This is a genomic window from Arcticibacter svalbardensis MN12-7 (assembly GCF_000403135.1).
Classification (GTDB): domain Bacteria; phylum Bacteroidota; class Bacteroidia; order Sphingobacteriales; family Sphingobacteriaceae; genus Arcticibacter; species Arcticibacter svalbardensis.
This window is the reverse complement of the sequence record NZ_AQPN01000110.1, coordinates 19,050-33,141: the sequence shown is the minus strand read 5'-3', so window position 1 is coordinate 33,141 and position 14,092 is coordinate 19,050. Positions and strand designations below refer to the sequence as shown.

Genomic DNA, 14,092 nt, shown 5'->3' with positions numbered 1-14,092 from the left:
CATAGTTAAAATATTAATCTATTTCGCCGGTATGCATTTTACCATTTTTGTATACCACAGATTTAATTTCACCCTTCAATTGTACTTTAATAACAGTTGCTACTTTATTTGGCATTTCTGTTGGAACATTAATATTTAAATTACTATCCTCTTTTTTAAATTCAAGTTTAGTTTCAGTTGCCAAGAATTTCGCCGACTTCACTTTTAAGTTTAAGCCTGAAAGCAGTAATTGTCCATTGGCTGGCCAATCAAAAACTGAAAGGTAAAGCACCGTTCCTTTTTTATTTTCTTTTCTGGTAATGCGTCCCCAAGGCATTTCTTTTAATGGGTTAGCTTTGCTACCATAAATAGCTTCGCTATTCACTTTCATCCAAGCGCCAATTTTTTGGAGCCTATCTATACTTTCTTGCGGAAAAGAACCGTCCGGTTTAGGCCCTATATTCAATAAGTAATTGCCTCCTTTTGAAGAAGAATTGATCAGGTTTCTTATTAAATCCTGACTGCTCTTCCAGTCATCGTCCCAACTTTTATACCCCCAACTCGTATTCATGGTCATACAACTTTCCCAATCTTCGCCATCAAGCTCGCTTCTGTCGGGTATTTTTTGTTCGGGTGTTTTGGTGTCACCAGAAAAGTTAGGTCGCTTTAACCGATCATTGGTAATGATTTGCGGTTGTAGCTTTAATACTTCCTTAAACTTCTGAGCTTCTGCATTAGAAATATCCATTGGAGTATCCCACCAAAACACAGCAATTTCACCATAATTAGTTAATAATTCTTTTACCTGCGGAACAGCGACATCATTGATATACTCGTCGAATGTTTTAGTTTGCTGTAAAGCATCCCAATGACCTTTATGTTGAGCAGTATAGGCATCAATTTGAGTAGAATCTGGATTTGCCCAACCCTCTTTCATAGGTTTACGGGCAACTGCACCGCCGGGGTTTACCCAGTCTTGCGATTGCGAATAATAGAAACCCAATTTTATCCCGTATTTTTTACAAGCGACTGCTAAAGGAGCAATTAAATCTCTCCCATAAGTAGAAACCGTTACGGCGTTCCAATTACTCGCTTTGGTATTAAATAACGCAAAACCATCATGATGTTTGGTAGTGACTACTAGGTATTTCATACCCGCATCCTTGGCCATTTTAGCCCATGCATCAGGATTATAATTTACTGGATTAAAGTTTTTAGCGGTATCAATGTATTCTTGAATAGGAATTTTAGCTCTGTTCATAATCCACTCTGCTCCACCATGTGCCTGCTCATGCCCATGGTAAACGCCACCCCATTGTGCATAAGTGCCAAAATGCACAAACATTCCGAAGCGAGCTTCACGCCACCACTCCATGCGTTTATCCTTTGAAAGTGAATCCTGAGCAATTACCGGACGCACAATCAAAAGAACCGCAAATGACGTAATAATGAAACTTTTATATAGAAAACGAGTGTGTTTGGTCATAAATGAAAAAGGTCGCTATTTGGTTTGCAAGAAACAACTAAATTATGAAATAGTATTTAAAAAAAATGGCATTATGTTAAGCTTTTTTGGCACAGTTGCTATTAGCTAATTTGAGTTACGAAAAAGCCAATATATCAACATTATTTTAAAGCATTATTAACTTAATTGCAAATGTCTTTTTCTGAAAAAAGGTACCAATTTTTTAGTCTATGAAATTTAAAATTATTGCTTTAATCAGCATTATATCCTTCATTTTTGCCTTTAAACCCGATAACTGGAGTTCTAAGTTTTTGCACATTAATCAATCAGGGCATATTGCCTATAATCCCGATGAAAAAGGAAATTCCATCCCTGACTTTAGTGCTGTAGGTTATTATCATGGATATAAGCCTATACCTAATGTTAAAATAGTAAAAGTGATTGCTCCTATAGAAGGAGATAATAGCGCAATGCTCCAAAATGCGATAAACGAGGTTGCTAAATTGCCTTTAAATTCTGAGGGATTTAGAGGAACTCTTTTTCTAAAAAAAGGGATTTATAAAATACAAGGAGCTTTAAATATCAATACCGATGGGATTGTAATAAAAGGAGAAGGTGATAATGAAGACGGAACGATATTGATTGCAACTGGAGATAATCAAAGATCTTTAATTAAAGTCTTTGGAAAGGGTAAAATAAAAGAAATACAGGGAACACGAACAACTATTAATAACAGTTTTGTCCCTATTGGTTCAAAATCTTTTGAGGTACAAAATGTCAGCGCTTTAAAGACTAGCGACCGTATTATCTTATACCGCCCTGCTACCCAAGCATGGATACACGATTTAAAAATGGATCAAATTTTTGAAAGAGCTGGAACCAACCAATGGAAGGCCAAAGATTATAATTTGAGTTATGAGCGAGAAATTACAGCCATAGATGGGAATAAAATCACTATAGATAACCCGATCGTAATGCAATTAGATCAAAAATATGGTGGTGGCGAAATTTATAAATACACTTATGAAGGGCGTATTAGCAATATAGGGATAGAAAGCCTTTTATTCAAATCTGAATATGTTAGCGCTATTGATGAAAACCATGGCTGGATTGCCATAGAAATGGACCATTTAGAAAATGGATGGGTAAAAGAAGTAACTTCTAAATATTTTGGTTATGCATGCGTAAGCTTAGATGGTGGCGCTAAAAACATCACCGTAACTGATTCGAAATGTTTTGACGCTAAATCAATTATTACAGGTGGCAGAAGATATTCTTTTAACAATGATGGGCAACAAAATTTATTGATGAATTTGGAAACCACCGAGGGCAGACATGATTTTGTAACCGGAGCGAAAACCTGTGGACCTAATGTGTTTTACAACTGTAAAGCTCGTAACACACATGCCGATATTGGCTCACATCACCGTTGGAGCAGTGGTACTTTATATGACAATATTGATACTGATGGAGAAATCAACATTCAAGATCGTGGTAATTGGGGCAGTGGACATGGTTGGTCTGGTGTTACACAAGTAGTTTGGAATAGCAAAGTTAGTGGTGCTACTGTGCAACAACCTTGGGTATCGGGCAATAATTATGTAATTGGTTTGCAAGGGAAACAATTAAAAGGAAGATTTAGCGACAGACTTAACGGAGAATGGGAAGGATTAAACCGAAAAGGCTTAATTCCTACTTCTTTGTATTTGGCGCAGTTAAAAGATAGAAAGTGATTTACATCAATACTACTCCCTTATCGAACATTCTTGGAACTATTGTAAGATTGACTCACACCCCTTGAAAATCAACACCCTAAGAAAAAATGTATCCACTCGCAAAAGGCAGCAAAATAATTCTCAAGTTATTAGGTAAAACAGAGAATCAAAGATAAACAAGAAATCGTGTTTAGGGAATTAGCTCTACTTTTAAGGAAGAAGTAACATCATCAATTGCATTATCGCTTAAACAACTATCATCTGCAGTAAAAGCCACATTTGAACCTAAGTAGTTATTATCTTTATATAAAGTAACTTTTAAACCAGGTGGCACACGTAAAGCTGAATTAGCGTCATTCAATCCACCTGCTGCTACCAATGCTGCCATGTTAAAATTACCTATCTCAAAATTTGCATTCCAACCTGTATAGCTACAATTTTGATATAGTTTCACATCACCGTCACCAGCTTGGTATCTTCTGTTTTTTAACCACAATATCCTAGAGGCAACTGCGGGTGAGTTTGCAACTAAACCTTTACTTATGTTAATATTGGCCGCTATAAAGTATTTATCTTTTCTAACATCCCCTAAATAATAATATTCGCCACGTACATAACCGTCTCCACTTGCATTGCCAGTCCCAGTGGTTCCATCTACTCTCCCTGCATAAATTCCTCCGGTTATTGTCTTTAAAACCAAATCGAAATACGTATTTGCCATATATTTAATATCATTAAGACTCATGCTATATCTGCCACTATTGTATGCAATCCACATTCCCTCGGCATCATAAGCTGCATGGTTAGTATCTTCTGTGCCCCCTGTAAGTTCATAATTCCAGTTCCAACATGCCGAACCCGTTACCGAGGTATTGGATGTTAAGTTTGCCTTAAACCAATCGATGTTTGACTGTACAATACTATCATAGTTGGTAACTCTAGTCGCGGCATCGCTCAGAATTACATGGCATTGTACCAAACGAATCAATCCATTAGTTACCATAAACATTTGGTTCCACGGTGCTGCTCCATTCGGTTTATAAGTATTTGGAGAACCCGGAAAGTAAAGTTTTTTATCTGATACGCGAACAAAATTTGGAATAATCCAATTATCTATCACATAATCTGACTCTGAAATATACTTTAAAGCCCTGGCTTTATAATTAGTCCCATAACTATAGGGATCGCCTATGGATACAGTAGTAGTCCAAATAGCAGGGTTTTGCAAAATCAATTTCGCACAGTATGCTAAATGTGCCAATACCTGTCCTTGCTCTACACCTGCTTGCGCTGGGCTCACTCCAGTTCCCGAAGAGGGCCAAACAGGCTCTATATTCCCCGTCCAAAGTGTTCTTTGTCCGCCGTCTCCCACACTTGCTAAATCATTTCGTCCAGATAATGCCTCATCGCAATAAAAAATCATTCGATTTAAAATGTTAATATCAAAAGTAGCCTCGTACATTAAACCACATGCCTCAATTGCTTTACCAGGATTGCCAAATACCCAGGTATTTTGATCGTTATTGCTAGGCGTACTTACGTCAGCCATATAAGTTTTAAAAGCTGAAATTTCGGTTGATGTAATCGGTCCTGTTAAGCTTTCAACAACCAAGGAACCAGAAGAAATACTTGTTTGATTTTTTTGACCGGGTAATAGTTCTGGAGATGTTACTTCAGTTGCTTTTTTACAACCATAGAACGCAAACTGAGCCAATACTAGCCCAACAACAATCAACTGTTTTTTTTGCATAATGAATTTAAGTTTAAAATTGGGTTATTTTTCCCTTATTATCTTCTTTCTAACACATCTCCTGCTCTTTCTATTCTTAATCTTGGGAATTAGTTTTTTTTCGACAAAAAACTTAAATCTTTGATAGTTGGTTTACCTTTTATAATACCTTGCTTTCTTAAGAAAACATCCGCTTTGAACATGGTTTCGATAAAATATTTGGGGTCTTGATTTTCACAATAATTAAAAAAGCCATGCTCCTGCCCTTTGTAGAGATATAAATGGCATTCGCTACCTACAGCTTTCATTTTTTTTTGATATAACCTAGCGGTTTTAACGGGTACAAATTTGTCTTTTTTTTCCAAAAAACACGATGGTTGGTGCAGCGCCAACTTTGATATTATAAAATGGTGAAAACACGTGGTACTTATCTCCAATTCGTTCGTAACCATATCCTCCTGGACCATTATCCACTACCGGATTAAACAAAACCAATGCAGCAGGTTTAGTACTAACACTTTTATCTTCGCGTGCCTCATCTATAGCAATCAGATCGCATGCAGCAGCTAAATGCCCTCCTGCAGAAGCTCCAGAAGCGACAATTTCTGAGGTGTCAATTTGCAATTCTTCGCTATGGATACGAATGTATCTCATGGCAGACCTTGCATCCTTTACGGCTTCGAAAGGACTGGTTTTATTTCTCGAAAACACCCTGTAATCTGCAAGTATGGCAATCATACCTCTTTTAGCAAAGTATTTAGCCTGAGGTATTAACTAATCAATGCTGCCACTGGTCCAACCGCCACCAAAAAAAAGTAATATGGCTGGATATATTTTGCCATTGTCGTATCCTGTGGGATAATAGCAGTGAAGTTTTAAATCTAAACTATCTATTTTTTTATAAAGAATGGTTTTAATGAGCGATGATTTCTGAACTGCTTTATCTTACTTTAAAGAAGCTTTGTATCTTCTGTTTTTTTGCCATAAAATACGAGCTGTTGCAGGTAAAAAACTAGCCACATTATTCGCTTTTTGGTTAATATCAACCATTAACTCAAATTTATCTGGTCTAAAATCAGCAAGGTAAAAATATTCATCACGCACATAATTATCGCCACCCATATTGCCTGTTGTGCTCTTGCCATTCAGCATTCCGATAAATTTTCCGTTAGCTTGCTTATTGGCTAAAATCACATCTACGTAAGTATTGGCAAATGGTATTAAGTCGTTAAATTTAATTCCATATCTACCAGTGTTGTAAGCAATCCAAAGTCCTTCAACATCATAAGCAAAATGATTGGCATCTTCAGATCTCGAACCCATTGCGTAATCAAACTGGTAAACTGGAGTATTTAATACGGAGGTGTCTTTTTTTAGAGATGATAAAAACCAATCTAAATTAGGCTGAACAATTTCGTCGTATCTTTTAACTCTATCCGTTTGGTCTTTCAAAAGAAAATGGCATTCCGTTAGCCTGATGAGACCATTTGTGACCATAAATAATTGATTCCACGGTGCGGGTTCATTGGGTTTGTAAGTATTTGGAGCACCCGGAAAGTACAAACGATTTCGATCAGCTATGCGAACAAAATTTGGAATAATCCATTTATCCATCACATAATCTGCCTCTTGAATATATTTCAATGCCCTTTCTTTATAAGTAGCTCCAAAATGGTGAGCATCTCCGATCCCAACTTCTTTATTCCAAATAGACGGATTTTGCAGAATTAATTTTGAGCAAAAAGCTAAATGAGCTAAAACCGACCCTTGCTCTATTCCTGCTCCTGCTGGTACTGTACGATTAGATGGCCAAACTGGATTTATATTACCTGTCCAAGTTTTCAATTGCCCTCCAATATTAGCCGGTGCTAAATCATTGCGACTTGCTAAAGCTCGATCACAATAAAAAATCATCCGATCTAGTATTTCTGGGTCTTGGGTAGCTTCATACATCAAGCCACAAGCCTCTATCGCTTTTCCGGGCGCACCAAACACCCATATATTTCCGCCTATTTGCCAATCATTAGGGTTATAGCCTTTGATAAAGCTTTTAAATGCCGAAATCTCATTTTTGGTAACAGGACCATCAGTTTTCTCTACTACTAAGGTTTGTGCAACAGCCACATTACACAATAAAATAAATTGTAAAAAAATTATTCTGACTAACATGTTTTTCACTTGACCTAAATTTTTATGATAGATGAACACGATGTATTTAGGAGGTAATCTTTAATTAACAAAATTCAAATTCATTAAAAAGGGGACGATAATTAAACCATCCTCTTTTTTAAAACTTCATAACCGATTTTCATTTGGCAATGGCGAGCTCTACAATGGTAAAGAAGGTATCAACCTTGCTCCTATTACATGGATAGATCCGTTTGTTGCCAAAAGACTACTTGTTCTTGCATTAAGTGCATCATTCAATTGAATAGGGAAATCTGAGGTATTACCAGCTGAAGCATCCAGTACTTTAATATACATCAAAGACTGCGGATTAGTATTTGCGACAAAGTTAAGCATCGTAACACCTGTAGGTAAGGCATTAAAATAACCCGCAGGCGCCAATGTAGTGGCGTGAATAGTTGTATAAGGTGGAAGAGTATAATGATCATATACACCATCATCTAAAATCAAGTAACTTAAATAGTTTTTCACAAACTCTTTAGGGTAACTACGAAAAGATGTACCTACAACATTGTTGACCTTTACATTTTTAAAGAAATCTGTTGCAGCAATATTATGTATCAGAATAAATGTCCTTCCTGGCTTTTTATATTCGTTAGAGTCTATCTCTGCATAAGCAATGGCATCCATCATATTTGTAAATATTTGATCTTCTGCCAAAGTCCCCTGAGACCGTTGCTTTAAATAGTCCCATACGTTAATATTTAAATTTGGATCTAAAGTATGAGTTACCCTATCATAATCTTTTTGTACATCTAAACCTACTAGAGAGCAACCGTAGAAAGTACTAGTAGCTATGATAATAGCTACTAGTTTTGCAATATTATTATATATTCTTTTCATATCAATAATTATAGATAAAATGGATTTTGAATTAATTTTTTATTATCCTCTAAAACATTTCTATTTATCGGAAACAAATATTTACCTACTTCAGTTCCAAAACCATCAGTATAAGACAAACCTTGAATTTTAGTCAATCTTCTGTTGATTACCGGATCCATAATTTTATTCACATGTTTGGTACGAACCAAATCAAACCATCTTTTTCCTTCTCCAAAAAGCTCGTAGCGCCTTTCTTCTAAAATAGCATCCTCCATGATATCCATGTTTGCATAAGCTGGGCTTGCAATTGTATAAGCTACCAAACCAGATCTTTGTCTAGTAAAGTTTAAATATTTAAGAGCGTCTGCTTTTGCACCAGTTTTATTTAATGCTTCTGCGTATGACAGATAAACATCTCCCAGCCTATACATTACTAAATAAACAGGAAATGTTGTAGCAGCTTGAGTATTGCCTAGAAAACCAGCAGCAGGAACATTATAATATTTCAACAGCTTATCATATCGTCCCACAGCTTCTATTGTATCAATGGTTTGAGTTACTCTTAAATCTGTTTTATCTTTTCTCCATGTTGCACTCAATACAGAATCAATTCTGATGTTATTATTTGATCCACCTATGGAAACCGGAATACAGGCACAACCATTATTCGTAGGATCCCAGTAAATACTCCAAATGGCTTCTTTTGAAAGTTTTGGATCTAAGAATAATTTATTTTTCCAATCTCCGGCTGTTTCTAAATCACTAATTACTGTTCCTCCGTAAACTTTACCCGAAGGTGCTTTTGCTTTAAAGACATTTTTAAACCAAACAATAGCTTGATCATAATCAGCTTGTTGAGACTGTGTACCTGCTCTCCACATATAAACATCTGCCATAGCTGCTGCAATTGCTCCCTCGCCTATTAGCCATACATTGGGGGTTTGACTTTTTTTAGTTAAAGCATAAGCCTTTTCCAAATCAGGAATAATAATATCCGATATTATTTTATCTGCTGAAATTCTTTCTCTTTCATCGTCCTGAGTAAAATCTTCATAAGGTTCTGTCCAAATTGGTGCATCGCCCCATAAGCGTATAATCTGAAAATAACAGATTGCCCGCATAGCATAACATTGTGCTAAATTGTTATCTCTTAGATCTGTTGTTAAGGTATTATCTAAACTAGCTGCTTGTGGAATATATTTTATGGCAGTATTTGCTCTCCCAATAGTTCTATAAAGTCCAGTCCAATCTGAAGTAGAATTTGTAGAAGTCAGTGAGTTTGTTACCAATTCACGTACTGTACTATTATTATAATTTGGGTGCGAATCAAAATTATCTGACCTAGCCTCGCCCCAATAGTTGTACTTTCCAGTGAAATTAGATGTTCCGCCTTGACCCGTCATCTCAGTTTGAAAGGAACCATAAATACCTGCCATCGCAGCATTTACATCTTTTAGCGATTTAAAATAATTTTGAGTTGCAACCTGACTTAATGGTTCTTCAGTTAAAAACTTTTTACAACTAGTTACACTGGTAACTAGAAATAATGAGGTAATGATATATGCTATTTTTTTCATGATTATTTTAATTATAATGTAATGTTAAGACCCAAACCAAACTCTCTTACTTTTGGATACCTACCAGTATCGTTACCTGGTTGTAACTGATTACTAGTACTAAATTCCGGATCGTACCAACTGTAATTTGTCCATGTTACTAAGTTTTGGCCATATACATAAACATTAGCACCTTTTATTCCTACTTTTTTAATGACCTTGGAATCTAAAGCATAAGTAAACCTTGCACTTGCTAGTCTGATGAATGAACCATCCTCTAAATACATGCTATTATACCCGGCTCTGATACTTCCTCTTGTATCTTTCATTACTGCATTAGGAAATTTAGTAATATCCCCTTGTCTTGACCATGAAGTTGTAGCTGCGTCCCATATTGGTGGAGTGTAAGTTGACCCTAGGGAATTTTGACTGTTAGCAACAGTATTATATATATCATTACCAAACTGAGCATTAAATAAAAAGTCTATTGAGATTTTTTTATAGCGGAAAGTATTGCCGAAACCAAAATAATATTTTGGTAAACCATTCCCTGCAATTACCTTATCCTCATCATCAATACTGCCATTATTATCTGTATCCTGCCACTCAGTATCTCCTCCTTGCAACAATACACCATTATAATATTTTTTAGTTATAGTACCTGTGTAAGGTTGTCCGTTTAGGGTATATCCCCCAACGCTAACCACAGTTTTCTTATCGTCACTAACTACCACATCCACAGGCATTAACTTCTGATTATCTGGCGTATAAGCATTAGAAACATCATATTGATAAACTCCTTTATTGATCAACAGGTAGAAATCGCCAATTTTTCCTCCTTCTTGTACTAACCATTTACTGCCAGTAATAAAAGAGGTGCCGTCTGCAAGCTTTTTAATTTTTCCTTGTGGAAACGTAATGTTAGCATTTATGTTCCAACCAAAGTCTTTGTTGGCAACCGGAGATCCTAATACGGTAAACTCAAGACCTTTATTTTGGATTGTTCCTAAGTTAATTGCCACCTGAGATTTACCAGTTTCTTTAGATAACTCAGCAGAGTACAAAAGATTTTTAGTGGTCTTATCATAATATTCAGCAGTAAAAGACAAACGTCCTTTTAAGAAAGTTAAATCTAAACCAAAATTGCTGGAGGTAGAAGTCTCCCATTTGATCAAAGAGTTTCCTAGCGTAGAATTTTCTGCTGCTCCTAAGTATCCATTATAATAGTTACCTCCAAAATTCATAACGGTATATGATAGGTAATCTCCTATGGCATCATTTCCTGCAGAACCTATACTAAATCTTAGCTTTCCATCATCAAGAACACCATTGGCAAAATTCATGAATTTTTCTTCTGAGAAACGCCACAATGCGGATCCAGAAAAGAAATTACCGTATTTATTGTTTTCACCAAATCTTGAAGAACCATCTCTTCTAACAGATCCTTGTACAATATATTTGCCTTTGTAACTATAAGAAAGTCGGCTAAAAATAGATGCATTAGAATTTGCCGTAGCAGAAGTTCCTGTTTTTAAAGGATCTAAGGTACCAATGTTAGAAGTGAAAATTTCATCACTCAATAAATCAGTTGCCCTAAACTCATAAGTATCTTTTCTTCTTCTATCAGCAGTAAGACCCAATACTCCAGAAATTACATGGTCTTCATTAATGGTTTTATTATAATTGAAAAAACCTTGCGTTTCCCAATAAACTTTTCTTTCTGTTGATCCTGTTCCAATGGAAATATTTGTACTTGAGCTATTTAAATAACCGGGAGTAACCTCTCGGTTGTTATCATTACTCACTTGTGCATTTAATTGTGTAGTAAATGTTAAATCCTTATATATTTTATATTTAAGTTGCGTATTAAACTGAGTTAAATAATCATTATCAACATTTTTGTCGAGCAATGCATAAGCTACAGGATTCCGTTTTGATTCGGAATACGTTGAGAGGGACCCATCCGGTGCATACAAACTAGTCCAGGGATTTCTTTCAAAAACTTGTTTAGCAGAATTTCCAATATTTATAACATTCCCGGTTTGATAAGCAAACCCTAAGTTATTACTGATGGTTAATTTTGGAGAAAGCTCAAACGTAACGTTAATTTTCGATTGAATACGTTTAGCATAGCTATTTATAATTAAAGCTTGGTTATCCAAATAGTTTAAACCTGCGTAATAAGTCATCCCTTTTTGCCCACCACTTAGGCTTAAATTAACAATTTGTTTTTTTGATGTTCTAAATAATAAATCCTGAAAATCATTGTCTGCGTTTAAATACGGATTTACCGAATCCACATTCCCACCAAAGCCAGTATCGCCTCCTCTAACCCTTCTATAATATCTTAGATCATCTGCAGAGGTAGTACGAATTTTATGTGAAAGTTCTCCTAAAGTATAAGTGTACTGCAAACCCAAAGTTGGCTTGCCTTCTTTACCTCTTTTAGTAGTAATTAAAATTACGCCATTTGCTCCCCTAGCACCATAAATAGATGCTGATGCCACATCTTTTAAAATCTCAATAGATGCAATATCCTGGGGGCTTACAAAGTTTGCATCCTCGCTGATAATTCCATCAATTACATATAGTGGCCCTACGCCAGTAGCATTAACTGATGAAGCACCGCGAATTTGGATAGTACCTTGACCAAACGGGTCTCCATTATCATTTACAACTGAAACTCCAGATGCTTGACCTTGTAAGGCATCAAAAAGAGTTACCGGTTGCCTTTCCTCAATATCTTTTTCAGTTACAGAAGATTGTGAACCTGTTAAATTTTTTCTTTGTGCGGTTTGCCCGTACCCTGTAACAACCACCTCATTTAAATCATTAACACTTTCCTGTAAAACAATATTCAGGGTTGATTTATCTCCAACTTTTACTTCGTTAGTAGCAAAACCAACATAAGTAAACACAAGTGTAGCTGATTTATCTTGCACACTTATAGTAAATGCGCCATTTAAATCTGATTGTGTGGTGTTTTGAGCACCTTTTACTTTTACGGTCACACCTGGCAAAGTAACGCCTATTGCATCCTTAATTACACCAGTTATTTTTGTAGGTGTTTGAGCATATAATTTAAAACTAAATAGCATACTTAATAAAAAGATGATGCTAAATAACAATCTCACTCTAACCCAAACGGAGTTAGATGATAGATTTCCAATGACGTTAGTACTCATTTAAATAAGTTATGGTTTTATAATTAATTGATTGATTTTGTATTGAATCCCTTAATTAGTTATAGTAGAGATTCACATTCAAATATATATAACCGACACTCATCAAACATGAGCTATATTAGCTAATGATTGAGTTATATTGGCGTAGGTTTATAAACCTAAATTGGCCATAAAATTAGATGAACCTCGCTTTTTTTTGTGTTAAGGGTATTAAAACACTTAAAATTAATTTGTCTGATAATAATCGTCAAACTCAGGTTATTTATGACATCATTTTCCTTGCTTTCTAACTAATGCTTCCAAATAATAATAATCCGCGTAAGAAAGAGGAACATCCACCTCACTATCTGATGGTTTAGAACCAGTGCTGTGGTCTAAAATAAAACCTTTATTACCTGATTTCGGAGAACTATACATATTTTGGATGCTTGATAAAATTCTATTGGCTTTAGCTAAATAATCGGTCTTATTCGCACTGTAACCTGCTAGTTCAAATAATGCAGAGGCAATAACGGCTGCAGCAGAAATATCCCGAGGCTCGTTTGGAATTCCGGGAGCATCAAAATCCCAGTATGGCACCAAGTCTTTAGGCATATTCTTGTTGTTAAATATAAAAGTGGCCACATGTTCTGCTTGTTTCAAATATTTATCATTTCTGGTATATCTGTAGCACATAGTATATCCATAAATCGCCCAAGCTTGTCCGCGAGCCCATGCAGAAGCATCGCTATATCCTTGATGGGTATTTTTATGTTCAACTTTTCCGGTTTCGGGATTATAACTGATTACATGCCAAGTACTATAATCTGCTCTGAAATGGTTTTTCATAGTGGTATTGGCATGAGCAACTGCAATTTGGTAAAAGGTCGAATCTCCAGTAAGTTTTGTAGCTTCAAAAAGTAATTCTAGGTTCATCATATTATCTATGATCACAGGAAAACCCCACTCGTCTTCATGGTGATCCCACGATCTTATAGCACCAACATTTGGATTAAAACGAGTACTTAATGTTTTAGCAGCTTGTATCACTACATTTTTGTAGTGCTCATCTTTAGTTAATCTATATCCATTTCCTACACTACAATACACTTTAAAACCCATATCATGTGTAGTGCTATTCATTTTTTCTTGCTCAATTTGTGCGGTATAAGTCATGGCTTCTGTTTTCCATTTCTCATTTTTTGTCATCTCGTATAAATACCACAGCTCGCCAGGAAAAAATCCACTTGTCCAATCTTTAGAAGGCACTAACTTAAGTTCTCCGTTTTCTAGTGTACGTGGTGATACCAAGTTCATACTTTTAGTAGCCTTTTTATTGGTTATTTCTTTTAACATCAGATCTGTTTGATGCTCAGCGTTTCTTACTGCCTTATGGACATTAACTTTTGGACTACAAGAAATCACACTTGTAAATAAAATTAAAGCTCCTGAAATTCTTAATAGATTCATTA

10 protein-coding genes are annotated in these 14,092 nt (G+C 35.7%); 1 reads left to right on the top strand and 9 read right to left on the bottom strand.

The window, feature by feature from the left end; translation table 11 throughout:
- Window positions 1–13 precede the first annotated feature (13 nt).
- Window positions 14–1,465 (bottom strand): alpha-L-fucosidase, encoded by a 1,452-nt coding sequence (locus ADIARSV_RS15185; protein WP_052017031.1) that lies wholly within the window; start codon window positions 1,463–1,465, stop codon window positions 14–16.
- Between the two features lie 209 nt (window positions 1,466–1,674).
- Here ADIARSV_RS15185 and ADIARSV_RS15180 point away from each other — a divergent pair, with 209 nt between their 5' ends.
- Window positions 1,675–3,177, top strand: coding sequence for a hypothetical protein (locus ADIARSV_RS15180; RefSeq protein WP_016196480.1), 1,503 nt, complete (start codon window positions 1,675–1,677; stop codon window positions 3,175–3,177).
- 172 nt (window positions 3,178–3,349) lie between these two features.
- Here the strand turns inward: ADIARSV_RS15180 and ADIARSV_RS15175 are convergent, their stop codons facing one another.
- The 8 genes from ADIARSV_RS15175 to ADIARSV_RS15145 all read right to left on the bottom strand — a co-directional run bounded on the left by ADIARSV_RS15175 (window position 3,350) and on the right by ADIARSV_RS15145 (window position 14,090).
- Window positions 3,350–4,909 carry a hypothetical protein gene (locus ADIARSV_RS15175; protein WP_016196479.1) on the bottom strand — a complete coding sequence of 520 codons (1,560 nt, stop codon included), beginning with the start codon at window positions 4,907–4,909 and terminating at the stop codon, window positions 3,350–3,352.
- 89 nt (window positions 4,910–4,998) lie between these two features.
- Complete coding sequence (locus ADIARSV_RS21925; RefSeq protein ID WP_016196478.1) at window positions 4,999–5,196, bottom strand: hypothetical protein; 198 nt, start codon at window positions 5,194–5,196, stop codon at window positions 4,999–5,001.
- Window positions 5,197–5,221: 25 nt separating this feature from the next.
- On the bottom strand, window positions 5,222–5,659 hold the full coding sequence (locus ADIARSV_RS20750; RefSeq protein ID WP_316929517.1) for an alpha/beta hydrolase: 438 nt from the start codon (window positions 5,657–5,659) through the stop codon (window positions 5,222–5,224).
- A gap of 174 nt (window positions 5,660–5,833) precedes the next feature.
- Window positions 5,834–7,057: an alpha-1,2-mannosidase gene (locus ADIARSV_RS15165; protein ID WP_160166676.1), complete on the bottom strand. Its 1,224-nt coding sequence runs from the start codon at window positions 7,055–7,057 to the stop codon at window positions 5,834–5,836.
- Between the two features lie 159 nt (window positions 7,058–7,216).
- A complete protein-coding gene (locus ADIARSV_RS15160) occupies window positions 7,217–7,918 on the bottom strand; it encodes a hypothetical protein (protein ID WP_016196475.1) in 702 nt (233 codons plus the stop codon).
- 8 nt (window positions 7,919–7,926) lie between these two features.
- The gene (locus tag ADIARSV_RS15155; RefSeq protein ID WP_016196474.1) at window positions 7,927–9,477 is read right to left on the bottom strand and encodes a RagB/SusD family nutrient uptake outer membrane protein; all 1,551 of its coding nucleotides are present in this window, start codon (window positions 9,475–9,477) and stop codon (window positions 7,927–7,929) included.
- Between the two features lie 11 nt (window positions 9,478–9,488).
- Window positions 9,489–12,641, bottom strand: coding sequence for a SusC/RagA family TonB-linked outer membrane protein (locus ADIARSV_RS15150; protein ID WP_040300281.1), 3,153 nt, complete (start codon window positions 12,639–12,641; stop codon window positions 9,489–9,491).
- A gap of 270 nt (window positions 12,642–12,911) precedes the next feature.
- On the bottom strand, window positions 12,912–14,090 hold the full coding sequence (locus ADIARSV_RS15145) for a glycoside hydrolase family 88 protein (protein ID WP_016196472.1): 1,179 nt from the start codon (window positions 14,088–14,090) through the stop codon (window positions 12,912–12,914).
- Window positions 14,091–14,092: the final 2 nt, after the last annotated feature.

What these genes read in the sequence shown, in the direction of transcription:
- ADIARSV_RS15185 (WP_052017031.1), bottom strand. Translation starts at nt 1,465, where the DNA reads ATGACCAAACACACTCGTTTTCTATATAAAAGTTTCATTATTACGTCA.
- ADIARSV_RS15180 (WP_016196480.1), top strand. Translation starts at nt 1,675, where the DNA reads ATGAAATTTAAAATTATTGCTTTAATCAGCATTATATCCTTCATTTTT.
- ADIARSV_RS15175 (WP_016196479.1), bottom strand. Translation starts at nt 4,909, where the DNA reads ATGCAAAAAAAACAGTTGATTGTTGTTGGGCTAGTATTGGCTCAGTTT.
- ADIARSV_RS21925 (WP_016196478.1), bottom strand. Translation starts at nt 5,196, where the DNA reads ATGAAAGCTGTAGGTAGCGAATGCCATTTATATCTCTACAAAGGGCAG.
- ADIARSV_RS15165 (WP_160166676.1), bottom strand. Translation starts at nt 7,057, where the DNA reads ATGTTAGTCAGAATAATTTTTTTACAATTTATTTTATTGTGTAATGTG.
- ADIARSV_RS15160 (WP_016196475.1), bottom strand. Translation starts at nt 7,918, where the DNA reads ATGAAAAGAATATATAATAATATTGCAAAACTAGTAGCTATTATCATA.
- ADIARSV_RS15155 (WP_016196474.1), bottom strand. Translation starts at nt 9,477, where the DNA reads ATGAAAAAAATAGCATATATCATTACCTCATTATTTCTAGTTACCAGT.
- ADIARSV_RS15150 (WP_040300281.1), bottom strand. Translation starts at nt 12,641, where the DNA reads ATGAGTACTAACGTCATTGGAAATCTATCATCTAACTCCGTTTGGGTT.
- ADIARSV_RS15145 (WP_016196472.1), bottom strand. Translation starts at nt 14,090, where the DNA reads ATGAATCTATTAAGAATTTCAGGAGCTTTAATTTTATTTACAAGTGTG.